Genomic DNA, 24,065 nt, shown 5'->3' with positions numbered 1-24,065 from the left:
AATTGCACTCGGGGGTGGAGCGTGCATGATGCAGGAAAAGGAAAGAGGGTTTCATGGCAGCGACGGATTTTCTGGAGACGCCGCAGGGGCGGCGACTGGCTTATCACAAGACCGAAGGGGCAGGGCCGACCATCGTTTTTCTGGGCGGGCTCAAATCGGACATGGAAGGCACCAAGGCCGTGCATCTGGAAGCCTGGGCACAGGCGCGGGGGCAATCGTTCTTGCGGTTCGATTATTCCGGCCACGGCGAAAGCTCGGGCGCGTTCACCGAGGGCAGTATCGGTGACTGGCATCAGGACACATTGGCCGCGGTAAAGGCATTGACGGATGGACCTTTGATCGTGGTTGGCTCATCAATGGGGGGATGGCAGGCATTGCTACTGGCCAAGGTCATGCCCGAGCGAATCGCAGGCTTGGTGACAATCGCCGCCGCGCCGGATTTCACCGAGGACGGGTATTGGGCTTCGTTTAGCGACGAACAAAAAGCTGCGCTGGACACTGTCGGCCACGTCGAGCTGCCGTCCGACTATATGGAACCCTATATCATCACCAAGCGCATGATCGAAGACGGACGCCAGAATTTGGTTCTGCGGGGCGCTCTGGATCTGCCGTTCCCGGTTCGTTTCCTGCAAGGCACCGCAGACACGGCAGTTTCGACCGAAACAGCCGTGCGGCTGCTGGAACATGCTGCGGGCCCTGACATGCGGCTGCTGTTGGTCAAGGGGGCCGATCATCGCTTTTCGGACGAGAAGTGCCTGGGTTTGATCGAGACCGCGGTTCTTGATGTGTTGGGAGAAGCCTGATGCGGCGCTTTGGTTGGCTTCTCGGGCGCGCTCTTTTGGCGCTGGTTGTTCTTGGCGGCCTGGTCTACTGGTTCGGCCCGCGCGAGGAAGTGAACCTGCACCCGACTTTTGATTCTCGGAAATTTGGTGAAGGTGTTCAGGTTTATTTTGAAAGCACCGAGTCCGCCTATGAAGACATCGTTCCGGGTGTCGAAAAGCGCGTGATCTGGCAGGACGAGTTCAAGGAACAGCGCACGCCGTATTCTGTTCTGTACATCCACGGTTTTTCAGCAAGTTCCGAGGAAATCCGCCCCGTTCCTGATCTGGTGGCTGACGCTTTGGGCGCCAATCTGATCTACACCCGGCTGCAAGGTCACGGTCGGGATGGGCCGGCAATGGCCGAGGGTACGGCCTCGGGCTGGATGCAGGATACCGCCGAAGGGCTGGCAGCGGCGCGTGCGGTCGGGGAAAAGGTGATCGTCATTTCCACATCGACCGGAGGAACGCTGGCGGCGGCCGCTGCGTTGGATGCCGACCTCAGCCAGGATGTGGTCGGCATGGTTTTTGTCTCGCCGAACTTTGGTGTGAATACCGTCGCAGCGTGGGTGCCTTCGCTGCCTTGGGCAAGAAGCTGGTTGCCCGTTCTCATGGGGCAAGAACGCGATGTGTCAGGGCCGGACCCAGAGAAGAACAGGTACTGGACGTCGGTCTACCCGTGGGAAGCCGTCGTGCCGATGTCCGTGCTGGTGGATACGGTCTATGCGCTGGATTTCTCTGAGGCCCGGATACCCGCCTTGTTCTGGTTTTCGGATGATGATCAGGTTGTGCGGCCGGACCGGACGCACAAGGTTGCCGAGGCCTGGGGCGCTCCGGCAACGGTCAGGCTGGTGACGATGGGGCCGGGTGACGATCCGTCTTCGCATGTTATCGCGGGGCGGTTGATGTCGCCGGGTCAAACCGATGCCACCGTTGCTGGTATTCTGGAGTGGCTGAAGGGCTTGGGGGTGGAATAAACCCTGATCGGAAAAAGGATGCAAGATGCGTAAGCCGGGCAGCATGTGGAGCCTTGAGACCCTGGGTCGTGTCCGATTGTCCCGGCACTTCTTCATGCGCGATTTTCTGTATTCGGAAATCGGCAACTTCCACCAAAAGCAGAATATTCCGGACAACCCGGATCTGGCGATCGAAACAGGCCGCGCGTTTTGCGAAACCCTTCTTGACCCTTTGGAAGAGACATTTGGCCGGGTCGCGGTCAGGTCGGGTTATCGTTCATCGTCCTTGAACCGGTTTGGCAATGAAAACAAGCTGAACTGCGCCCGAAACGATCACCCGCTGGAATGCCATATCTGGGATCGCGGGGAAGGGGATGCGCGGATTGCCGGGGCATCCATCGTTGTCCCGTGGTTCGCGGATCAATATGCGCAGGGCCGGGACTGGCGGGATCTGGCGTGGTGGATGCACGATCATCTGGAGTATTCCGAAATCTGGTTCTTCCCCAAGCTCTGTGCGTTCAACCTTGTGTGGCGACCCAGGCCGCAACGCCGGATCGACAGCTATATTGCCCCGCGTGGATGTCTGTTGAGGCCCGGCGCTGAACCCGGTGAAGACCTTGCGACGCGGCAAGCCCGTTACGCCGATTTTCCGGCATATCGGGCCATCGCCTACCCGTGAAGTTTTCCTTGCCCGGCTGCGGCAAAACTCTCATCCTGACAACAACTGGAAGGACTCGGAAAACCGAGCAGATGGAGCCCCCGCGTGAACGAACCGCTGGTGTTGTTGCCTGGGTTGATGTGTGATGCCCGGCTGTTTCGACCTCAGATCGAGGTGTTGTCACGGTCACGGCCCGTCACTGTTGCACCTGTTTCCGGAGGCGAGCGAATTGAAGAGATCGCCTCGGGGCTGTTGGATCAGCTTCCACATCGGTTTGCATTGGCGGGCCTAAGCATGGGTGGTGTGGTGGGGCTGGAACTGATCCGGCGGGCACCGGAACGGGTGACGCGCCTGTGCCTGATGTCGACGGATGCACAGGCGGACACACCTCAGATCGCGGCCAGTCGCGAGGATCTGATCATCGGGGCCCTGGGGGGGCGGTTGGAAGAGGTCATGCGCCAACTGGTCGGCACCGATACTTTGGCGCCGGGGCCCAGGCGAATCCCCATTCTGAATGATCTTTTGGCAATGGCGAATGATCTGGGCGCCGAGACATTTGTGCGCCAAATGCGTGCCTTGCAGCGCCGACCCGACCAACAGGGATCGTTGCGCCGCATCAAAGTCCCCACTTTGATCATGTGCGGTGCCCATGACACGCTGACCCCGGTCAGACGGCATTCTTTCATGTCTGACCTGATACCGGAGGCCGCGTTTGAAATCGTCGAAAATGCCGGACATCTGCTGCCGCTTGAAGCGCCCGATGCCGTGAACAAAGCCTTGGCAATCTGGCTGAATATCCCGCAAGGGTTTGTCTAAGGGTAAAGCGCCGCGCGTTCGTCTTTCGAAATGACATTCGGTACGACCGCAGGATCGCCGGTCTCGGGGTCGAAAAACGGCGTTTTCTTCCACCGTCCTGACAGGCGCGATAGCAGGGCGCGGCGCAAAAGGCCAAAAGCCGCAAACCTGACCTTTTCGTGTTTTTGTTTTCCATCGGGTCGAGGGACAAACCCACGGGTCGTGACCGGCCCCAATGCGGAAACATCACCGGTCATCCTGCCGACGATAAACCCTGCAAAGGGCAAACGTGCAGTCTGTGGCGTCGTCGCCAGCGGGGCGTTGCAGCAGCTGGCATACCATCGCAGCATACCATTTGGGCTGAGCTTCATGGCGGAAAGGAATTGGCCTCCGGCGGTGATTTCGATTTCATCCGGTGCCATCTGGAAGATGTCGACCGGGCCTGGGGCCGGGTCGGGCTGCCCGAAATACAGCTGCGCCGCGCGGCAGTCATGACAAAAACACTCGACATGGGTTCCAAGCCGAACGCCCCGGTCCGAGATTTGACCCTTCAACTGGCCGCAACTGCACGAAAAGGCGAGGCCACCATGTGCCGGCCCGCCCATGTTCATCAGGCGACCTTGTTGGTGTTCGCTGCGCGGCGAGGTTTCTTACGGCTGTTTTCATTCATGAAATCAATCACAAGCGGGCGAATGTTGTCGCGCCAGCTGCGGCCCGCGAAAATGCCATAGTGGCCCGCTCCGGGTTCTACGTGGCTGGCCTTTTTGCTGTCTGGCAAGCCGGTGCACAGGTCCAGGGCAGCAATACATTGACCGGGCGCCGAGATATCGTCATTCGCACCTTCGACCGATTTCACGGCAACATCGGTGATCTTGCCGATATCCACCTTGTGGCCGGCGACAACAAATTCGTTGCGTGCGATCTCGCGGTTTTTGAACACGCGTTCGACCGTCGACAGATAGAACTCGGCCGTCATGTCCATCACCGCAAGATATTCGTCATAGAAACGGTTATGGGCATCCAGGTCCGAGGCTTCGTTGCGGATAACACGCTGAATCTGATCGGAAAACGCTTTGGAGTGGCGATCGGCGTTCATCGACATGAACGACGCCAGTTGCAGCAGGCCGGGGTAAACCATACGCCCGACACCTTTGTACTTGAACCCGACTCGTTGAATCATGGTTTCTTCCAGCTGACCCATCGTCACACGGCGTCCAAAGTCGGTGACGTCGGTCGGGGTCGCGTCCGGGTCCACCGGCCCGCCAATCAGTGTCAGGGTACTGGGTTGAGCCTTGGGTTCGACCTCGGCCAGATAGGCGGTGGCCGCCAGTGTCAGCGGGGCGGGCTGACAAACCGCGACGACATGCGTGTCCGGCCCCAGTTCCTTCATGAAATCTACAAGGTAGAGCGTGTAGTCTTCGACATCGAACTTGCCGGCAGACACAGGAATATCGCGCGCATTATGCCAATCGGTGATGTAAACTTCGCAATTAACCAGCAGGCTTTTGACGGTCGAGCGCAGCAGCGTGGCGTAGTGGCCGGACATGGGCGCAACCAGCAGGACCTTGCGCGGTTGTTCTTCCCGGCCGTTGACACGGAAGTGAACCAGATCGCCGAAGGGGCGTTCCAGAACTGTCGTGATCTCGACCAGATGGTCCTTTCCATCCTCGCAGGTGAAAGTACGAATGCCCCAGTCAGGTTTGACGATCATTCGCTGGAAGGTTCGTTCGGTGACTTCGCCCCAGGCAGCCATCCAGCTGAACGCCGGGTTGGGTGTCATGGAAAACAGTGGGTAGGACGCCATCGCGCTTGCGGTTGCACCAAGCCACTGGTTGGTGTTACGCATGGACTCCATAAGGTCGTAGGTCATCATATAGCGCATAAATGGGGCCTCCTGAGTGTCATCCTGAGAGTTCGGACCATTCGTCGCTTTGCCCCCCAGCACCCACGACGTTATTCTGCATGGCAGCGAGGTTAGGGTGGAATTGTTAAAATGACAACAAGTGAAGACCAAATGCCGGACGTGTCCGAAGAACATATTGAACGAATTAAAGAAAATATGGAAAAGGTCGAGCAGCTCTCGAAGCGCCTGATTGAAATTATGGCGTCAAAAAAGTCGCACACCCCAGCGCTGGACAGCCCGAATCAAGAGCTTTTCGCACGAGCAGCAACGGCGTATTGGGCCGATGCATGGCAAAATCCCGCCAAACTGTTGGAGCAACAGATAGAATTCTGGGGCAAGTCGGTTCTCAACTTTGCCGAAGCGCAGAAAGCGCTGACAACGGGTGAGGTGGAAACCGAGGAAACCAAGCCCGGTGACAAGCGGTTCTCCAATCCCCTTTGGGAGACAAACCCTTATTTCCGACTGATCCGGCAGCAATACCTGACGAACGCGGAAGCGATTGCGCAGGCTGTCTCGTCGGTCGATGATCTGAATGCCAAGGACAAACGACGCCTACAGTATTTCTCGCAGCAGATCATCGACATGATGGCGCCCACGAATTTTCTGGCGACTAACCCGGATGCTCTGCAAAAGGCGGTCGAGACCGAAGGTCAGTCGCTGATAAAAGGGTTGGAGAACCTTGTTTCAGACCTCGAAGCCAATGATGGCGAGTTGGTCGTCAAACTGGCGGATGAAAGCGCGTTCGAGGTTGGTGGAAACCTGGCGACAACGCCGGGCGAGGTCATATATCGCAACCGGATGATGGAGCTGATCCAGTACAAGCCGGTGACTGAAACGGTTTATGAGACGCCCATCGTTCTGTTCCCGCCCTGGATCAACAAGTTCTATATTCTGGATCTGAAAGCCCAGAACAGCATGATCAAATGGATCACCGAACAGGGCTATACCCTGTTTGTCGTAAGCTGGGTGAACCCGGATGAAAGCTATGCCGAAACCGGCATGGAAGACTATATTCAGGACGGTTTCCTGACCGCAATCGAAACGGCCAAGAAGATCTGCAAGGTCAAACAGGTCAACGCAGTGGGTTATTGCATCGCGGGCACGACGCTGAGCCTGACCTTGTCCTTGCTGAAACAGCGTGGCGACAAATCGGTCAAATCCGCAACGCTGTTCACGGCACTGACGGATTTTTCCGATCAGGGTGAGTTTACGCCATTCCTGCAAAACGACTTCATCGACGGAATCGAAGAGGAAGTAAAAAAGGAGGGCGTTCTGCGGTCGTGGATCATGGCGCGCACCATGTCGTTCCTGCGATCACGCGACCTGATTTATGGTCCGGCCATTCGCAGCTACATGATGGGGGAAGTGCCTCCGGCCTTTGATCTGCTCTACTGGAACGGCGATGGTGCAAACCTGCCAGCAAAAATGGCCGTGGAATATCTGCGAGGCCTCTGCCAGCGCAACGAGTTCGCAACCGACGGTTTCGAGTTGATGGGGCACAAGCTGAAACTCGAAGACGTGGATGTGCCGCTGATGGCCATAACCTGCGAAACCGACCACATCGCGGCATGGAAAGACTGTTACCGCGGCGTGCAGAAAATGGGCTCGCGGTCCAAAACCTTCGTGGTTTCAGAATCGGGTCATATTGCGGGTATCGTGAACCCGCCCAGCAAGAAGAAATATGGCCACTACACGAACCCGGATATGAAGTCGGACGCCAGCACCTGGCTGAAAGAAGCTGATTTTCACGAGGGGTCCTGGTGGCCCATGTGGGACGCGTGGTTGAAGAAGCGGTCCGGCAAGCAGGTTCCGGCCCGTGAGCCGGGTGATTCGAAGCACCCGAGCCTTGCATCCGCACCCGGGACTTATGTTGTGGCGAAACCAAACGCCTGATTTCATTTTGAAACTTAAAAATTCTGCGCCGCAGCAAGAAAAAACTTGCAATGCTGCGGTGCAGCAATCATATTGTCCTCAAGCTGATGAAACCCGGGGTGGGCCCGGACCGGCTAAAAGGATTAGGACAATGGCAAAGACCCAAGACTTTACCGCGATCATGAAAGACATGATGGGTGCATTTCCGGTGGACACCACCGCAATGGAAGGCGCATTCAAATCGACCGCTTCGCTGAACGAGAAGCTGTCGGGCGTTGCCCTGGACGCTGCTGAGAAATCGGCCGAGATCTCGAACAAATGGACCAAGGACACCCTGGCCAAGCTGAGCGAGATGTCGAAAGCCAAGGCAGAGCCTGCTGACTACGCAAAAGCCGCAACCGACTTCGCAAGCGCGTCGGCTGAAGTTGCAGCTGAAAACCTGGCCGCTTTCGCTGAAATCGCGAAAAAAGTTCAGACCGAAACCGTCGAGCTGCTGATGGCTGCCGGCAAAGACGCCGCGGAAGAAGCAACCGCTGCCGTCAAAAAGGCGACCAACGAGGTCACCACCGCAGCCAAGAAAGCTGCAGCTGCAAAGTAAGAAACGTCTGCGAAGCGCACCCAACCCTCCCATTAGGTGCAATCGCGTTGGGCAGGTCCATTGACCTGCCCTTTCTTTTTGTGCTGCACTCGCATAACCTGTGCTGCAACGCATCATCCTTGGGGAGGGAACCCGGTGTCGGACCAAGAAAAACCGCTGCTTATCAAGCGCTATGCCAGCCGTCGGCTGTATAATACCGAGACCAGCGATTACGTGACGCTCGAAGATATCGCGGGGTTCATCCGCGACGGGCGCGAAGTGCAGATCATCGATCTGAAAACCGGCGACGACCTGACACGCCAGTATCTTCTGCAAATCATTGCCGAACATGAAAGCCGGGGTGAAAACGTGCTGCCGGTGAATGTGCTGAATGATCTGGTGCGCAGTTACATGCTGCCGGGTGGGGGAATGATGCCCCAGTTTCTGCAAAGCTCGTTCGAGATGCTGCGCGAAAGCCAAAACAAGATGATGGAAAACATGAGCGCGATGAATCCGATGTCTCAGATGCCGGGTTTTGACGCATTGCAGGCGCAGCAACAGGCTTTCCTGAAGGCGATGACCAGTGGGTTGTCCAGCGGATGGTCCAGCCCGGAAAAGGAAGAGGAAAAGTCCGAACCGAAAGAGGATCTGGATGACATCAAGAAACAGCTGGCCGAGTTGCAGCAAAAACTGTCCAAGCTGAACTGATCCGTTCCGAACAAAGAAACAGGCCCGCATTGTGCGGGCCTTTCTTTTTCAAAATGCCTTCATCCTACGTGCCATAAACTGGCATCGGGCCGGTCACTTCGCCAACCGATGCCAGCAGGATGTCTGCAATCACGTCCAGCTCTTCGCGGGTCAGGCGGACGGGCAGGCGCACGTCACAGGCCTTCATCAGCATGTCGCGCGTCTTGGGCAGGTCGAAAGTTTCTGGCAGGAATTGCCAGTTCCAGAAGGCGCGGGCGTTGTCTTCGCTCAGACCAAAAACCTGAACCTTGACGCCGCGTGCCTCGGACGCTGCGGCAAAGGCGCGGATCTCATGTTCCTGCATTCCGACAAGATTGAACTGGATCGAATCCGGCGCACGCTGCTCGGGGGGCAGGGGGGCGGGAACCTCGATATGAGACGAGGTGTTCAGGCGACCAGCCACGTAATCATGGTTTGCCAGGCCATCGCGGACGCGGCGCGCCAGTTCCGGAAGTTGCGGACGGATCACCGCCGCGCTGAGGTTGCTCAGGCGAAGATTGTACAGCGGCAGCTTGTTCTGCCAGCGGGCAAAGGCCTCTTGCAGTTCGGGTGAATTGTCGCCCTGCGGACCTTTGTGCTTCTTCCAATTGTGCTCATACGCGCCCGACATGATGACGGCCCGCGCGACAAGATCTGCATCATTCGTGATCAGGATGCCACCTTCGCCGGCATTGATCATCTTGTAGGATTGGAACGAGAAACATCCGACCTTTCCGATCGTACCGATATTGCGGCCATGCCATGTGGTGCCCAGCGAATGCGCGGCATCCTCGATCACCGGAATGTTTCGTGTGTCGCACAAGGCCATGATCGCATCCATGTCGGATGTATGCCCGCGCATGTGGCTGATGATGACTGCCTGAACGTTGTCCAGCTTGGCCTCGAAATCGGCCATGTCGATGCGATAGTTTTCACCCACTTCGCACAGAACCGGAATGCAGTCGGCATGGACAACCGACGACGGCACGGCCGCGAAGGTGAAGCCGGGGATCAGAACACGCGCATCGCGGGGTAGGCCCAGTGCTTTGAGCGACAGAAACAGCGCGGCCGAGCAGGACGACACCGCCAATGCGTATTTCGTGCCCAACAGTTCCGCGAACTCGGCTTCCAGCAGGGCCACCGGGGCATCCTGCGGTGCGGTATAGCGGAACAGGTCACCTGACTGCATCAGGGCCTCGATCGCGTCCTTGGCGGCGGCAGGGATGGGTTCGGCGTCGTGAACGTTGGGGGGCAGCATCATATTTGAAATTCCCGAATTCTATCTTTGGGAAAGATAAAGATAATCGGAAGGCAATCCAAGCCCTCAATCGCCGGGCAGGCGAAAATTCACCAATCTGTCGCAATTTACGTGGATCAGACCCCAAGCCGGTCGCGCAGTGCGAACCATGTCATGGCCAGCACCAAAAGCGGGCTACGCAGGGCAGGGCCGCCGGGGAAAGACAGCGCGGGCACGCGTGCCATCGTGTCAAACCCTTCGGCCTGACCCTGAATCGCCATCGCCATGAGTTGTCCGGCATGGGTCGCAGTGCCGACACCGTGACCGGAATATCCCGAAGCCGAAAGAATTTTGGGTGCGACACGGGCCAGATACGGCATCCGCCGCATGGTGATGGCCAGCGTTCCGCCCCAGGCATAGTCGATCTTCACATCCCGCAAATGCGGGAAAATCTCGGTCATGGGTTTGCGGACCTTGGCGGCGACATCTGATGGAAAGCGATAGCCATAGCTTTCGCCGCCTCCGAACAAGAGGCGGCCATCGGCGCTGAGGCGAAAATAGTTCACCACGAATTTCGTATCCGCAACCGCCACATCCCGGGTCAAAACCCGGGCGGTGTCCTCTCCAAGGGGTTCGGTGGCCGCAATGAAATTGTTGATGGGCATGACCCTGGCGGCGACGGAACGATTGAGGCCGCCCAGATACCCGTTGCAGGCCAGAATGACGTGCTCGGCCCGAACGTTGCTGTGTGCAGTTCGGATCACCGCCGTCTGGCCCTCGTCAATCCCGGTCACTTCGGTGCTTTCATGGATGCGAACGCCCGCTTTGGCCGCGGCTTGCGCCAGTCCCAACGCCAAGTTCAGAGGGTGCAGATGCGCCGCACCCATATCCAGATACCCCCCGTGATAGGCGGGCGACGGGCACAGCGAATGACCCGCGTTTTCGTCCAACAGCTCGATCTGGTCGTATCCGTACCGCTCGGAAAGATGGCGGGCGTGGTCATGCAGTTCTTTTTGCTCGGATTTGCTCAGGCCCAGAACGGCGACACCGGGTTTCAGGTCACAGGCGATCTTGTGTTTTGCAATCAGGGATTTGACCAGATCCTTGGCGTCTTCGGCCAGTTCCCACAGCCTGGCGGCGTCGGCATCGCCTACAAGACGCTCGAGGTCTTCCTGATCCATCCGCTGTGCGCTGCCCAACTGGCCGCCGTTTCGGCCCGACGCGCCAAAGCCGACGCGGTGCGCTTCAAGCAGCACGACGTTGAACCCGGCTTCGGCCAGATGAAGGGCCGCGGACAGCCCCGTATAACCGCCACCGACAACGCATACATCCGCCTTGGTGTCTTCTGACAACGCGGGAAAGCGATCCATCGGATGTGCCGTCGCGGCATACCAGCTGTCTGGGTACTCACCTTTGCGGTCATTGGAATAGAGCAGGTTCACGGAAGGTCTCAGACGTTGATCAGCAGGTGTTCACGTTCCCAAGGAGAGATGACCTGCAGGAACTCTTCGTACTCGGCCCGTTTGACGATGCCGTAAACGCGGGCGAATTCAGGGCCCAGAACCTCGTGCAGGGCAGTGGCCTCGTCGAACAGGTCCAGCGCTTCGCCCATGACCTGCGGGATATCGCCCTCGCCTTCATAAGCGTCGCCATAGAACTGACGACGTGGGCGTTCCTGCTCGACCAGGCCAAGATAGCCGCAGGCAAGCGACAGCGCGATGCCCAGATACGGGTTGCAGTCCATCCCGGCGATGCGGTTCTCGACGCGCCGCGATTCCGGGCCGGACAGGGGCACGCGAATACCGGTGGTGCGGTTGTCACGGGCCCATTCAAGATTAATCGGTGCCGCGTGATCCTTCACATAGCGCCGGTAGGAATTCACATAAGGTGCCATGACCGCCAGACCAGCGGGCAGGTGGTTCTGCAGACCGGCGATGAAGTGGTAAAACGCGTCCGTCTCACCCCCTTGAGGACCAGAAAAGATGTTCTGACCGGTTTCCATATCGATGATCGAGTGATGGATATGCATGGCCGAGCCCGGCTCTTCCTCGATCGGTTTGGCCATGAAGGTGGCAAAACAATTGTGGCGCAGCGCGGCCTCGCGGATCAGGCGTTTGAAATAGAAGACTTCGTCGGCCAGTTTCACCGGATTGCCATGGCGCAGGTTGATTTCCAACTGCCCGGCGCCGCCTTCCTGCGTGATGCCGTCGATCTCGAACCCCTGATGCTCGGCGAAATCATAGATGTCGTCGATCACCGGGCCAAACTCGTCCACGGCCGTCATGGAATAGGCCTGCCGCGCCGCGGCCGGGCGGCCGGAACGCCCCATCATGGGTTTGATGCCCTGCGCCGGGTCTACGTTGGGGGCAACCAGAAAGAACTCCATCTCTGGTGCAACAACCGGCTTCCATCCCTTGTTATGATAAAGCTGCACAACACGCTTGAGCACGTTGCGCGGGCTGTAGGGGATCGGATTGTCATCCCGGTCGTAGGCGTCGTGGATCACCTGCAATGTCCAATCCCCCGTCCACGGCGCAGCGGACGTGGTCGAGAAATCGGGCTTCAGGATCATATCCTTTTCGATGAACCCGTCATCGCCGGCCGCTTCGCCCCAGCCCCCTGTGATGGTCTGGTAAAAGATGCTGTCGGGCAGGTGGAAATAGGATTGCTTTGCGAATTTTGATGCAGGCACCGCCTTGCCGCGCGCAATGCCCGGCAGGTCCGAAATGATGCATTCAACTTCGTCCAGTCGTTGCCCGTGGAAATATGCCTTTGCGGCTTCCGGCAGTTTATCGGTCCAATCAGCCATCAGGCTCTCTCTTTCTTTAGAAACTCGGCCATGTGGCGCGCGATTTTGGCGTTGTCGTCCGGGGCCGTCTCGCGATTTGCGGCTTCGCGCATCAGGTCTTCGGGCACCACGCCCTTGCCCCGTGTCCGCATCAGGCCCGCCACGAATCCGTTGGTGAATTCCGGGTGGGCCTGAACTGTCCAGATTGCGTCCCCATAAGCCAGCATCGCGTTTTCGCAGAAGGCATTCCGGCCCAGAACCCGCGCTTCCTTCGGCAATTCGACAACCTGATCCTGATGCCAGGCATTCAGCCACAGTCTGTTGCCGTCATATTCGTATTCCGTACGACCTACGGCCCATCCTTTCGAGAATTTCTCGACCTTGCCACCCAGTGCCTGAGCAATGATCTGGTGGCCAAAGCAAACGCCGATCAGGGGTTTTCCACTTTCCCGGATCTCGCGCACCAGCGCTTCCAGCGGGGCGATCCAGGGAAGGTCCTCGTAAACCCCGTGGCGCGATCCGGTAATGATCCATCCATCCGCATCATCCGCACCATCGGGGAAAGTGCCGTCCACGACGGGGAAGGTCACGAACTCGAACCCGTTGTCACGCAGCAACGCGGGGAAAAGTTCGTCATAATCCCCGAATTCTTCCTGTAGCACTTCGGGGGTGTGGCCGGTTTGTAGAATACCGATTTTCATGTGTCACCAAATTTGATCAAATTAATCCTAACCGAGACTGGTTGACGCGGCAAGGGGGTCAAACCGTCTCGAGATAGCTCAGCCAGTGATCCTCGGGCGGGATGTTCGCAAATCGGGTGATCTCTTGTCGTTTGGTCATGGTCAGATAGCGGATCAGGTCAGCGGGGAACAGCCGGGCCACCAGGGGGTCCGTGGCCAACCTGTCAATCGCGCGCGACCAATCCGGCATCAGTTGAGGCAGGTCCGCGATGTCGTAGGCGTTCCCCGTGATCGGGGCAGGTGGGGTCAAGCCGTCCTCGATGCCGACAAGTGCCGCGCCCAGAACCGCGGTCAGCATCAGATAGGGGTTTATGTCCCCGCCGGCGACGCGGTGTTCGATGCGCCGTGCGGCGGGCGCTCCGCCCGGGATGCGAATGGCAGCGGTTCGGTTTTCATAGGCCCAGCAGGCGCCCGTGGGCGCATGTGCACCCGGTACCAGCCGAGTGTAGGAGTTGCCGTGGGGTGCAAATATCAACGTACTGCCCGGCATGGCCGCGACACAGCCCGCTACGGCAGACCGCAATATCTCGGTGCCTTCCGGCCCGTTGTTGTCGAATACATTGTGTCCGTTCTGGTCCAACACGGAGAAATGCACATGCATTCCGTTGCCCGCGTCATCGGCATAAGGCTTGGACATGAAGGTGGCCGCAAATCCGTGTCTGCGAGCCAAACCACGCGTCAATGCCTTGAAAAGCCACGTATCATCGGCACAGCGCATGGCGTCCTGATGGTTCAGGTTGATTTCGAACTGGCCGATGCCGCTTTCGGAAATGGCCGTCTGCGCGGGGATGCCCATTGCGGCGCAGCCATCGTACAGGTCGGTAAAGAACGCCTCGAACGCGTCCATTTCGGCAACCGACAGAACGGCCTCATCCGCAAGGCGCCGCCCTGTGATCGGATTCACCGGCGGTTGCGGCTGCGCGCCAGAAGCGTCAACGAGTGTGAACTCCAACTCCGTCGCGGCAACAACGGACCAGCCGCGTTGCGCATAGCGGTCGAGTGTGGCGGACAGGGCATGCCGCGGGTCGCCCGGGAAGGGTACGCCGTCATCATCATACAGACACATTGGCACCAGCGCTGTTTCCGTATCCAGCCAGGGCACGGGGACCGGGCCGCGTTCGGTCGGGCGCAGCACCCCATCTGCGTCGCCGGTTTCAAAGACCAGCGGGCTTCCTTCGATATCAGCGCCCCACAGGTCTACGTTCAGTGCCGAAAACGGCATTCGCACGGCGCCTTTTCCCAGTTTGTCGGCATAGCCGGGGGGCACGCGTTTGCCCCGCATCTGACCATTCAGGTCACATGCGGCAACGCGAAAATTGTGCAGGGCTCTCAGATCCATTGGGGGCTCCGTCGGTGAAACTCCCCAATGATCTACTTCAATGGATGCGCTTTGTCATCAAATTTGATCAAATTTTGGCTTGGGTGCTCAAGGAACGCCCCGCACCGGTATTGACCGGCGCGGAGAGCTGTTTTCAGGCAAAGCTTACGCCATGTTCTTCCATGGGCAATTGCGCCACATGCAAACCTGACAGGGCCTTGATCGCATTGGCCAAAGCCGGTGCCGACGGTGGCGTGCCGGGTTCTCCGACGCCGGTCGGCGCTTCGGCCGATGGCATGATGTGCACGTCGATTGCGGCAATATCCCCGATACGCAGCGGTTCGTAATCCGGGAAGTTGTATTGATCCACAGCCCCGCTTGTCAGGGTGATCTGGTCACGCATCACATGGCCAATGCCATAGCCGATGCCGCCTTCCATCTGGGCCCGCACGATATCGGGGTTCACGGCGATACCGCAATCCACGGCACAGGTGACCTTTTCAATCCTGATGCCACTTTCCGGATCGCCCGAGATTTCGACCACTTCAGCCGCGTAAGACCCAAAGGACTTGTGAACGGCAATCCCCTGCGACCGGCCTTCTGGCGCATTGCCCCAGTTTGCCTTTTCGGCCGCCAGCTTCAAAACAGCTGCCTTGCGTTGCTGGTCCGGGTTGCCGCTGTCGGACAGATGGGCCAGACGGAACTCCACCGGATCACGACCGGCGGCCTCGGCCACCAGATCCATCATGGTTTCCATCGTATAGGCGGTGTGGGTGTGCCCGACCGAGCGCCACCACAGAACCGTCGTCGCCTTTGGCGTGTCGGTCAGACCCACCGCCATGCCGGGGATTTTGTAGGGGCTGTCCGAAACGCCTTCGACCGAGCTGTGGTCGATGCCGTCATGAACCAGAACAGCCTCGAACGGGGTGCCCTTGATCACGGATTGGCCGGCAATCTGGTGCTGCCACCCGACGATGTTGCCTTCGGCGTCCAGACCCACACGAACCTTGTGGCCAAAGGCCGGTCGGTAATACCCGCTGCGAATGTCGTCTTCGCGCGTCCAGACCAGTTTCACCGGGCGCGAGCGGTCAGTGACGACAAAGGCCAGGGCGGCCTCGACCTGATAATCCGCATCCGGGGTGGCGCGGCGCCCGAAAGACCCGCCTGCCAGCATGGTTTTGATGTGGATCTTCTCGGCGGGCAGGCCAAAGATCTGCTGGTAGGCCATATGAGGACCCGTCGGCATTTGTGCCCCGTCATGCAGAACGATGTCTCCGTCTGCGGTCTGCTCGATGGTGCAGTTTAACGGTTCCATCGGGGCATGGGCCAGCAGTGGGAAGTAGAACGTTTTTTCGACGACCTTGTCCGCGCCGTCGATGGCGGCTGCCACAGTGGCGAAATCCGCCTTGTTGACGTTATATGTGGGCTCAGCCTCCAGCGCGGCCATGATCTCGGCCTTGATCTGGTCCGAGTTGCGGGTTTCCGCGCCGGACATGTCCCATTCGACGTCAAGCGCATCGCGTGCCTGAATCGCGGCCCAGGTGTTCTCGGCATACACCGCGACGCCTGCCTGATTGGGCAGAACCGCGGCGCTGATATAGCCTTTGACCTCTTTCGATGCGCTGTCATCAAAGCCCAGCGCGATGCCGCCTTTTGCTTCGGGGCGTTTGATCATGGCGATCATCTGGTTGGGCAGGTGAACGTCCATGGCAAACATCGCCTGGCCGTTGCTTTTGATTGCCGTATCCTTGCGGCGCACCGTTTCATTTCCGATCAGACGGAATTCAGACGGGTCCTTCAGGCGTGGCTCTGCCGGAGCGTCCAGTTGCGACGCAGCGGACACAAATTCAGCGATCGGAGCCGACTTGTCGCCTGCCTTCACGATGCCGTCTTCGATGATGATGCCGGATGCATCCACGCCCCAGCTTTGCGCGGCGGCGTTGATCAGCATCTCGCGCGCGGCAGCACCGGCCTGACGGTATTGCAGCCACGAATTCGCCATCGCGGTCGAACCGCCGGTGCCCTGGAACGGGCCGAACAGCAGGTTGTTGTAGACATTCGGATCCGAGGGGGCGAACTCGTATTCGATCTGGTCCATGGTCAGGCCGATTTCTTCGGCAATCAGCGTCGGCAGTCCGGTCGCCGGGCCCTGACCTTTTTCAAAATGTTTGACGATGGCGGTCACGGTGCCATCGGCATCGATCTTCACAAATGGATTGAACTGCGCGGTCTCGGACGAGGCCGCGGCCAGCGCACCGTCCGGACGGGTGCCGACCAGGAGGACGGCACCGGCAGCGGCGGCGCTTTTCAGAAACCCACGGCGAGAAGTGTTGATGGTCATGGATCAGGCCTCCAGAATTTCAGACGCGCGCTGGATGCCGGCGCGAATGCGTTGATAGGTGGCGCAGCGGCAGGCGTTGCCGGACATGTACTCGTCAATCTCCTGGACTGACGGTTTCGGGTTCTCGGACAACAGCCCGACAGCCGACATCACCTGACCCGACTGACAATAGCCGCACTGGACGACATCCAGTTCGACCCAGGCCTGTTGTACGGCGGCACCGATCTTGTCGTCACCGACAGCTTCGATGGTCGTGACTTCGGCGTTTTCGACGTCTTCAATGAATGTCTGACAGGAACGGACGGGCTCACCATTTACGTGCACGGTGCAGGCCCCGCAGGATGCCACGCCGCAGCCGAATTTTGTGCCGGTCAGTTTCAGTTCGTCTCGGATCACCCAGAGAAGAGGCGTTCCGGGTTCGGCATCAACCTCGTGGGTCGTGCCGTTCAGGTTCAATTTAAGAGCCATGATGAGGGGGTCTCCTGTTGGTGCTGGTTTCCGCAATTGGTAAACTCGCAGGTTTACTTATGGCATATAGTTTTGCCTCTGTAAACTCTTGCGTTTACCTAGTGTTTGACCAGGGCACGTCAATAGGTCTATAGCTCTGACATGAACGAATGCAGCGCACAGAATGCGTCCAAGCGCGCACAGATCATCGAAGCTGCCGTGGCCGAGTTCCAGGAAAAGGGCTTTGCCGCGGCCAGTATGGATCGCATTTCAGCAAGGGCCGAAGTGTCCAAGCGTACGTTGTACAAGTACTTTGAAAGTAAAGAAAACCTGTTTCGCTCCATCGTGGTCGAATTGTCCAGCCGCTTTGCTGAAGTGCTGGAAATCCGGTATGAAAAAGGTCGCGATATTCGTACGCAACTTACTGAACTGGCCTGGGCCGAAGGGCGCATTCTGATGCGGCCCGATGTTATCGCAATGGCCCGGATGGTGATCAGCGAAACCTTGCGCAACCCGACGCTTGCGGCGGAAGCGCAGGGCAAGCTGGACAAGACGGCGACGTTCATTGCCATGCTCAAAGATGCGGCCGAGGATGGGCAGCTTCGGATCGATGATCCGGAACGGGCCGGGCGCGAATTCATTGGCCTGATCAAGGCGCGCGCCTTCTGGCCGCTGCTGTTTACGGGTGGGGTGCTCAGCGAAGCCGAGATGACGGAAACGATCGAAAGCAGTGTCCAGATGGTGATGAGCCGATATGGTGTCTGATCGGAAGCAGTTGGATCCTGATGGACGCAGTCGGGACGCCGCCAGAGGAATGTGTTAGGGCTTTTCGACTTGATTCGGATGGGCAAGGCCACTGACAGCCCATCGGATTTCGAAGCATAGCAGGACGGAGGCGTTGCTGTGACAGGCAAGGCAACACAGGCTGCGCGTCTAAGCGTGGCACCGATGATGGACTGGACAGACCGCCACTGCCGCTATTTCCATCGGCTGCTCAGCGCGGAAACGTTGCTGTATACCGAGATGGTGACGGCGCCGGCGCTCGTGCGGGGCGGGGCGTTGCATCTGTTGGACTACTCTCCCCAGGAACACCCGATTGCTTTGCAACTCGGCGGCTCTGACCCGGAAGAATTGGCGCAGGCGGCGAGACTGGGGGCTGAGGTCGGGTATGATGAGATCAATCTGAACTGCGGCTGCCCGTCGGATCGGGTGCAATCCGGCACTTTCGGCGCGGTCTTGATGAAAGACCCGGCCCGCGTTGCCGACTGCGTGACTGCCATGCGCGAAGCGGTGAATGTGGATGTCACCGTGAAATGCCGCATAGGAGTCGATGACCAGGAGCCCGAAGATGTATTGCCCGCGTTTCTTGAGCACATCAGCGCGGCAGGTTGCCAAAGGGTGACAATCCATGCCCGCAAGGCGTGGCTGCAAGGGCTGAGCCCCAAGGAAAACCGGGATATCCCGCCTTTGGACTTTGACCTTGTGCATCGGATGAAGGTTGAGTTTTCGGATCTTCACATATCGATCAATGGCGGCATCAACACGCTGGACGAGGCAGCCGCACATCTGGAAGCAGGTCTGGATGGGGTGATGATCGGCCGGGCCGCGTATCATCAGCCGGGCGACGTCCTGTCGGATGCTGACCGACGCATCTTTGGTACCGGAACGACGCGTGATCCGTTCGCGATCGTTCAACATATGGTGCCTTATGTGGAACGGCACCTTGCCAATGGCGGGCGTTTGCACCAGATCACGCGTCATATGTTGGGCCTTTTCGCAGGTCGTCCCGGAGCCCGCGCATGGCGGCGCGCCTTGTCTGAAGGGGCTGTGCGGGATGGGGCCGGACCCGAGGTGATGCTGCGGGCGCTGGATCATGTGGCGCCCATGGCAGAAGTTTAAGCGGCAGGGGGAACGATGCCCGAGACGATGTTGCTGGCCCAGATGCTGGGCCTTTTGCTTGCGATCGGAGCGCTGGCCGGCGTGCTTGCCGGATTGCTGGGGGTCGGCGGTGGAATCGTCTTGGTGCCTGCCTTTTTCTATGCGTTTCAAACTCTTGGCTACGGCGGCCCGCAGTTGATGCAACTGTGTCTGGCCACGTCGCTAGCCACGATCATCGTGACATCGGTCCGATCCGTTCTTGCGCACAATAAAAAGGGTGCGGTGGATTGGGATATCCTGCGCGGCTGGGGGCCGGGGATCGTCGTCGGTGCGATCATCGGAGTTCTGGTTGCATCGGCCCTGCGGACCGAAGCCTTGCAGGCGCTGTTCGGCATATTGGGAATGGTGATCGGGGCCTATCTGGGGCTGTGTCGTTCGGAATGGCGGCTGGGTGATGTCATGCCCGGTGGGATAAAGCGGGCCATCCTGTCCCCCGCGGTCGGGTTTCTTTCAGTTCTGATGGGAATCGGCGGCGGCAGTTTTGGTGTACCGCTGATGAGCCTCTACAACACGCCGATCCACCGCGCCGTCGCAACCGCCGCCGGGTTTGGTGTGATCATCGCCGTGCCCTCGGTCATCGGGTTTTTGTTTCTGGATATCGCACCGGAACACCGGCCTCCGCTGACCATTGGGGCGGTCAATCTGGTGGCCTTCTGTATCGTCGTGGCAATGACGATGATCACCGCGCCCTGGGGAGTGAAGCTGGCCCATGCGATGGATCCGAAACCTTTGAAGCGCGTTTTCGCCGTTTTCCTTACGCTGGTGGCGCTCAATATGCTGCGCAAAGCGGTGGGTTTGTGAAGGATTTTGGCGCCAGGGGTTGGGTGAAATTCCCGTATGATCCAGTGCTTGCGGCCTGGGTAGGCCATGCGCTGCCTGCCGCACGGGCCGCGGTAACGGACCCGGCCCATGCTGACTGGCTGGATTGTGACGGGACGTGGTTCATCGGTGTTGACGCGTTGCCCAATGACGCTCAGGGCAGGGTCGGCCAATCGGGGCCTTTGGCCGGAACTGCCATGTCATTCATTGCAGGGCGTTACGGGCAGTTGCCGCTTCACAAAGGCCAAGTCTCGGTCATGCATCCGGGATATCCACGCCCGCGCCGGGGGGAAAACGAAGCCGCCGCGCGGTATCGCAGAAATCGGGACGCGGCTCATGTGGACGGTTTGCGCCCGATGGGGCCGGATCGTCGCCGCCGGGTGGATGAACCGCACGCCTGGATTTTGGGCATACCGCTGACCGAGGTCAGCCCGGATGCGTCGCCCATGGTGTTGTGGGAAGGCAGCCATCATATCCTGGGCGCGGCGTTCAGGCGCGCCCTTGCGGGGAGGCCACCAGAGCGTCTACTTGAAGTCGATATTACGGATATCTACCAATCCGCCCGTCGCGAGGTTTTCGAAACCTGCCCGCGAATCGAACTGCCGGCCAAGCCGGGCGAGGCTTACGTGCTGCACCGTCACTGCCTGCACGGGGTTGCCCCCTGGGTGGAAACGGCAAGCGCAGGGCCGGATGGACGGATGATCGCCTATTTCCGTCCGGAATGCGCCGGGGGTGTGGCGGAATGGATCGAATCCACTTAACCTCCTGTCATTGTTTGGCTTTGGAGGATTTGACCGATGATTACGGTCCATACGAATTCTGATGGTGCATTGATAGAAGTAGAGTTGTCGGGGCAAGTCACCAGCGCCGACTATGCCGATGTCCTGGTTCCTGCAATCGAAGCAGCGCTGACAGAACACGATTCCGTTCGGCTTTTGACCATCGTGCAGCCAGAGTTCAAGGGGTATGATTTGGGCGCGGCTTGGTCCGACACCAAGCTGGGGCTCAGCCACTGGCGGGGGTTTGACCGGATCGCGGTTGTTGCCGATCAGGGCTGGGTGCAAACCAGCATCCGATTGGCCGCCCCGATCCTGCCATGCCCCGTTCAGGTCTTTGAACTGGCCGAGCTTGAAGCCGCCCGGCGCTGGATGCGCGAGTCGCTGGGATCCATTCACGTGACCGATCTTGAGGGCCCATGTGTGCAGATCAGCCTTTTGGGAAAACTGGACCCAGAGGAGTACAAGCAGGCCGAGCGCGACCTGGACGCTTTGTTGCATGACCGCTCCGGGTTTCGGTTGCTGATCGACCTGCGGGAATTTGACGGCTGGCAGGGGTTGTCCGCTCTTGCAGCGCATTTTCGTCTGGCCAGTCGCCACATCGGACAACTGGATCGCGCGGCGATCGTCGGGGACAAAAGCTGGCAGCACATGGCACAACGTGTCGCCAGTCATGTATTGGGCACACGGACTCAGTTCTTTCCGTCCGAGGAAATCGAAAACGCCAAAACCTGGCTGGCTGCCGGGTAAGGCCCTGCTCTGCGCGCCAACCTGCATCTTGTGATCTTGCTGCCAACAGGCGGCTTGCGTGCTTTGTTCTCTGGGCAGAACAAAGCACCTTTGAGCGCGAATTGACCAAATCTGATTGGCTTATTTCGCGGAACGACACGCACCACATGTCTTGAAACCGGTCTTGATGCCGTACCGGTCCAGAATTGTGACGTAAGGGAACTGGTGGGTTTTTCCGTGGAATTTCTGACCTTAAGGTCAACACGGACCAAAAACCGTGTGTTTTCCCCCTAAATTTGACCGGAAATGCCCTTACCTACGCCCTGTCGCTGCGGGCCTCCACTCACGTTGAACAGATGCGTTCATGAGCTGGCCCCTTTAAGGAGCTCGAACTCGGCCCGCGGCGGCACAGTTATTGGAAGCGGGAAGTTTGCGATGACACTTAGGTTATTGATGGAAAGATTTGCGGCACGCAAGACGCCAGTTTTCAAGGCGGACAAGACCAGCACGAAACATGTCCAACGTGCAGCGAAAAAATACGGGACTGCAAAAACAAGCAGATCCGAAATCGCAGCACTGTTCGAGTCAGAGCTGCGCGGACAAGACACAAACGGGTCGGTCCGCAACAAATCCAATGACCACAGGGATACGTCCCCAAAGCAGACTGGCTGACTTCAGGAACCGTTTATGCGCGCTGCACGCCCGCCACGACGTTTGCTGAGGCGCGGCTTTCTGGTTGGCAGTTCTTCCATGATTTCGGCGCGTTCGCTGCTGTCCATCTTGGACCAGCGGGTGATTTCGTCAATCGTGCGATAGCAGCCGGTACAGATGCGTTCAGTCGGGTGAACGACACAGATCTGGACACAAGGGCTTTCGACCTCATTCCTTTTCCAAACCATATTCGTCATCACTGGTCCCCGACCCGTTACAAAAAGCGCAGCCTGTCCAGCGCCCCTTGCAAAATATAGCTGGCCGCAACGTGATCAATAACCTGTCCGCGACGTTTTCGTGTCGTATCCGCCTCAAGTAGTGCTTTTTCTGCCGCAACCGTGCTGAGCCGCTCGTCCCAAAATCCGATGGGCAATTCGGTCAGGCGGGACAAATTGCGCGCAAATGCCCGCGTTGACTGGCATCTTGGACCTTCGCTGCCATCCATGTTCTTGGGCAGGCCCAGCAAGATGCCCCCGATCTCGCGATCGGTTACAATTTCGATCAGGCGCGCGGAATCGAGCGTGAATTTCTTGCGCCGTACCGTTTCCAGCGGGCTGGCGACGCCGCGCATCCGGTCGGACACGGCGACTCCGATTGTCTTTTCCCCAAGGTCCAGCCCCATCAGGGCACTCATGGGTTGCAAGGCTGCTGCGAAATCTTCGATAGCGTCATGGATCATTGAGCGATCCCGGCTTGAAGGGCCGCCGCATCGATGATCTGCAACGCCTCTGAATTGCCGGCAAAGACTTCCATGGCCTCGTCGCGGATATCGATGGCGCGCTGGCCCTGGCCAAGAACGCCCAAGGCCGCGATCAGGCGGGCCCATTCCTCGGGGGATCCGCCTTCTGTCGCCAGCCGATCAGACAGCTGGTCCACCATACCCTGAATCATCTGCTGCCGTTCTTCGGGGCTCAGTTCCGCGGCGGCGGCCATGTCTTCCTGGCTGGGGCCGGGTGCTGTGCTCAGATCCGGTGCATTGAAAACGCCGGCCCTAAAGGCCAGTTCGTCGATCTGAGCCCGAATTGCTTCAGCCCAGGGCGCACCTGCGGGGGAATCCTGCAACGTTTCGACCCACATGCGATAGGCAAGGTCCGGCCGCCCGATCTGTGCCAGCATCTGCCCCCAATAATAGCGCGCCGGGCCGTGACGGGGGTCACGGTTCAGCGCTTCGATCAGTGCCTGTTCCGCTTCGGGTGAGACATACCCTCCTGCGGCCAGAATCATCATTTCAGCCAGGTCCGCATAGGTATCAGCCGTGGCGCTGTCGCCGGACAGCTCGATCACCTTTTGCTGCGCGGTGTACCCATCCTTGAAGTTGCCCGCATTCGTCTCGTGCTGCGCCAGCAACATCTGACCCTGCAAATCATCTGGCCGGCTCGCAACGGTTTCCCGCAACTGCTTCAGCAGGTTGGCATAGCTTTCTTCCAGCTGCGCAGGTCGAGGTGGGGTCGCCAGTTCTTCCGCGGCGCTTTGGGATGGCCGGTTGGAGCGCACTTCCTTGGCCAGTTCAAGCCGTGCGGTCAGCGGCATGTCAGGCAAACCAACGGCCCCGGTGCGATGATACATCGCCAACGCTCCACCGATCAGAAGCAACGAGATTGCCAGGATCGACAACACAGAAACCACACGAGATGGCCCGGCGCCGGCGCCCTCTTTCTTCATTTGATCATCTGCGGCCAGAATGCGACGGGAAATTTCCGTGCGCACCCGTTCGGCGTCGGCCTCGCCAATGACCCCGCGCGCCAGATCCCGGTCCACACCGGCCAACTGTTCGCGATAAACTCGCAGATCGTATGCCGCCGCGGGTTCATCCCCACGGCGTTTGCGCAGCAGGGTAAAGCTGAGAAAAGCTGCGATCAGCAGCGCGACAAGAAAAATCAGAACCCAGAACGTCATGGTCCCTCCGAGGATGCTGC

General features: G+C 58.9%; 24 protein-coding genes. 12 read left to right on the top strand and 12 right to left on the bottom strand.

Translation table 11 applies throughout. The features are described from left to right. Nucleotides 1-53: 53 nt before the first annotated feature. The 4 genes from ACR0E2_RS05465 to ACR0E2_RS05450 all read left to right on the top strand — a co-directional run bounded on the left by ACR0E2_RS05465 (nt 54) and on the right by ACR0E2_RS05450 (nt 3,248). Nucleotides 54-803 carry an alpha/beta fold hydrolase gene (locus tag ACR0E2_RS05465; RefSeq protein WP_480445542.1) on the top strand — a complete coding sequence of 250 codons (750 nt, stop codon included), beginning with the start codon at nt 54-56 and terminating at the stop codon, nt 801-803. Further along, nucleotides 803-1,795 (top strand): alpha/beta hydrolase, encoded by a 993-nt coding sequence (locus tag ACR0E2_RS05460; protein WP_480445541.1) that lies wholly within the window; start codon nt 803-805, stop codon nt 1,793-1,795. Before ACR0E2_RS05465 ends, ACR0E2_RS05460 begins: the two co-directional genes overlap by 1 nt. 43 nt (nt 1,796-1,838) lie before the next feature. After that, on the top strand, nt 1,839-2,453 hold the full coding sequence (locus ACR0E2_RS05455) for a hypothetical protein (protein WP_480446184.1): 615 nt from the start codon (nt 1,839-1,841) through the stop codon (nt 2,451-2,453). An 84-nt stretch (nt 2,454-2,537) separates the two neighbouring features. Further along, nucleotides 2,538-3,248, top strand: a complete 711-nt coding sequence (locus ACR0E2_RS05450; RefSeq protein WP_480445540.1) for an alpha/beta fold hydrolase — start codon at nt 2,538-2,540, stop codon at nt 3,246-3,248. Here the strand turns inward: ACR0E2_RS05450 and ACR0E2_RS05445 are convergent. Together ACR0E2_RS05445 and phaZ are read right to left on the bottom strand one after the other, a co-directional pair. Further along, entirely contained in the window at nt 3,245-3,838 is a 594-nt protein-coding gene (locus tag ACR0E2_RS05445; RefSeq protein ID WP_480445539.1) for a DUF6151 family protein, read from the bottom strand. The genes ACR0E2_RS05450 and ACR0E2_RS05445 overlap by 4 nt on opposite strands. Then, on the bottom strand, nt 3,838-5,109 hold the full coding sequence (gene phaZ / locus ACR0E2_RS05440; protein WP_152458477.1) for a polyhydroxyalkanoate depolymerase: 1,272 nt from the start codon (nt 5,107-5,109) through the stop codon (nt 3,838-3,840). The genes ACR0E2_RS05445 and phaZ overlap by 1 nt, the downstream gene beginning before the upstream one ends. A 111-nt stretch (nt 5,110-5,220) precedes the next feature. On the opposite strand from phaZ, the gene ACR0E2_RS05435 reads away from it, so the two are divergent. The 3 genes from ACR0E2_RS05435 to phaR all read left to right on the top strand — a co-directional run bounded on the left by ACR0E2_RS05435 (nt 5,221) and on the right by phaR (nt 8,287). Further along, nucleotides 5,221-7,023 (top strand): PHA/PHB synthase family protein, encoded by a 1,803-nt coding sequence (locus ACR0E2_RS05435; protein ID WP_480445538.1) that lies wholly within the window; start codon nt 5,221-5,223, stop codon nt 7,021-7,023. A 130-nt stretch (nt 7,024-7,153) separates the two neighbouring features. After that, nucleotides 7,154-7,600 (top strand): phasin family protein, encoded by a 447-nt coding sequence (locus ACR0E2_RS05430; protein WP_152458475.1) that lies wholly within the window; start codon nt 7,154-7,156, stop codon nt 7,598-7,600. Between the two features lie 135 nt (nt 7,601-7,735). Further along, nucleotides 7,736-8,287 (top strand): polyhydroxyalkanoate synthesis repressor PhaR, encoded by a 552-nt coding sequence (gene phaR, locus ACR0E2_RS05425; protein ID WP_171115229.1) that lies wholly within the window; start codon nt 7,736-7,738, stop codon nt 8,285-8,287. 64 nt (nt 8,288-8,351) lie between these two features. On the opposite strand, the gene ACR0E2_RS05420 is transcribed toward phaR, so the two are convergent. From ACR0E2_RS05420 to ACR0E2_RS05390, 7 genes are all read right to left on the bottom strand, one after another. Beyond that, nucleotides 8,352-9,566, bottom strand: a complete 1,215-nt coding sequence (locus tag ACR0E2_RS05420) for a DegT/DnrJ/EryC1/StrS family aminotransferase (protein WP_480445537.1) — start codon at nt 9,564-9,566, stop codon at nt 8,352-8,354. A gap of 113 nt (nt 9,567-9,679) precedes the next feature. Further along, nucleotides 9,680-10,984 carry an NAD(P)/FAD-dependent oxidoreductase gene (locus ACR0E2_RS05415; RefSeq protein ID WP_480445535.1) on the bottom strand — a complete coding sequence of 435 codons (1,305 nt, stop codon included), beginning with the start codon at nt 10,982-10,984 and terminating at the stop codon, nt 9,680-9,682. 8 nt (nt 10,985-10,992) lie between these two features. Further along, nucleotides 10,993-12,351 (bottom strand): glutamine synthetase family protein, encoded by a 1,359-nt coding sequence (locus ACR0E2_RS05410; protein ID WP_480445533.1) that lies wholly within the window; start codon nt 12,349-12,351, stop codon nt 10,993-10,995. Further along, the gene (locus ACR0E2_RS05405; protein ID WP_480445532.1) at nt 12,351-13,031 is read right to left on the bottom strand and encodes a type 1 glutamine amidotransferase; all 681 of its coding nucleotides are present in this window, start codon (nt 13,029-13,031) and stop codon (nt 12,351-12,353) included. Before ACR0E2_RS05405 ends, ACR0E2_RS05410 begins: the two co-directional genes overlap by 1 nt. A gap of 58 nt (nt 13,032-13,089) precedes the next feature. Beyond that, nucleotides 13,090-14,409 (bottom strand): glutamine synthetase family protein, encoded by a 1,320-nt coding sequence (locus ACR0E2_RS05400; protein ID WP_480445531.1) that lies wholly within the window; start codon nt 14,407-14,409, stop codon nt 13,090-13,092. 133 nt (nt 14,410-14,542) lie between these two features. Further along, the gene (locus tag ACR0E2_RS05395) at nt 14,543-16,729 is read right to left on the bottom strand and encodes a xanthine dehydrogenase family protein molybdopterin-binding subunit (RefSeq protein WP_480445529.1); all 2,187 of its coding nucleotides are present in this window, start codon (nt 16,727-16,729) and stop codon (nt 14,543-14,545) included. 3 nt (nt 16,730-16,732) lie between these two features. Then, nucleotides 16,733-17,197 (bottom strand): (2Fe-2S)-binding protein, encoded by a 465-nt coding sequence (locus ACR0E2_RS05390; RefSeq protein WP_480445527.1) that lies wholly within the window; start codon nt 17,195-17,197, stop codon nt 16,733-16,735. Nucleotides 17,198-17,338: 141 nt separating this feature from the next. Here ACR0E2_RS05390 and ACR0E2_RS05385 point away from each other — a divergent pair, with 141 nt between their 5' ends. The 5 genes from ACR0E2_RS05385 to ACR0E2_RS05365 all read left to right on the top strand — a co-directional run bounded on the left by ACR0E2_RS05385 (nt 17,339) and on the right by ACR0E2_RS05365 (nt 21,459). After that, nucleotides 17,339-17,941: a TetR/AcrR family transcriptional regulator gene (locus ACR0E2_RS05385; RefSeq protein WP_152458466.1), complete on the top strand. Its 603-nt coding sequence runs from the start codon at nt 17,339-17,341 to the stop codon at nt 17,939-17,941. A 138-nt stretch (nt 17,942-18,079) separates the two neighbouring features. Continuing rightward, nucleotides 18,080-19,075 (top strand): tRNA dihydrouridine(20/20a) synthase DusA, encoded by a 996-nt coding sequence (gene dusA / locus ACR0E2_RS05380; RefSeq protein ID WP_480445525.1) that lies wholly within the window; start codon nt 18,080-18,082, stop codon nt 19,073-19,075. Between the two features lie 15 nt (nt 19,076-19,090). Beyond that, on the top strand, nt 19,091-19,915 hold the full coding sequence (locus tag ACR0E2_RS05375; RefSeq protein ID WP_480445524.1) for a sulfite exporter TauE/SafE family protein: 825 nt from the start codon (nt 19,091-19,093) through the stop codon (nt 19,913-19,915). Nucleotides 19,916-19,938: 23 nt separating this feature from the next. After that, nucleotides 19,939-20,694, top strand: a complete 756-nt coding sequence (locus ACR0E2_RS05370; protein ID WP_480445522.1) for a hypothetical protein — start codon at nt 19,939-19,941, stop codon at nt 20,692-20,694. A gap of 36 nt (nt 20,695-20,730) precedes the next feature. Beyond that, complete coding sequence (locus ACR0E2_RS05365) at nt 20,731-21,459, top strand: SpoIIAA family protein (protein ID WP_171228047.1); 729 nt, start codon at nt 20,731-20,733, stop codon at nt 21,457-21,459. Between the two features lie 653 nt (nt 21,460-22,112). Here ACR0E2_RS05365 and ACR0E2_RS05360 read toward each other — a convergent pair. From ACR0E2_RS05360 to ccmI, 3 genes are read right to left on the bottom strand one after another with little or no spacing between them, the layout of a single operon-like run. Further along, a complete protein-coding gene (locus ACR0E2_RS05360; protein WP_171167523.1) occupies nt 22,113-22,346 on the bottom strand; it encodes a DUF1289 domain-containing protein in 234 nt (77 codons plus the stop codon). A gap of 17 nt (nt 22,347-22,363) precedes the next feature. Further along, a complete protein-coding gene (ruvX, locus tag ACR0E2_RS05355; RefSeq protein ID WP_480445520.1) occupies nt 22,364-22,828 on the bottom strand; it encodes a Holliday junction resolvase RuvX in 465 nt (154 codons plus the stop codon). Beyond that, entirely contained in the window at nt 22,825-24,045 is a 1,221-nt protein-coding gene (ccmI, locus tag ACR0E2_RS05350) for a c-type cytochrome biogenesis protein CcmI (RefSeq protein ID WP_480445518.1), read from the bottom strand. Before ccmI ends, ruvX begins: the two co-directional genes overlap by 4 nt. Nucleotides 24,046-24,065 lie beyond the last annotated feature (20 nt).

It is taken from the genome of Ruegeria sp. A4, assembly GCF_056543025.1.
Note: the sequence above shows the minus strand (reverse complement) of the source record. Positions and strands in the feature narration are given on the sequence as shown.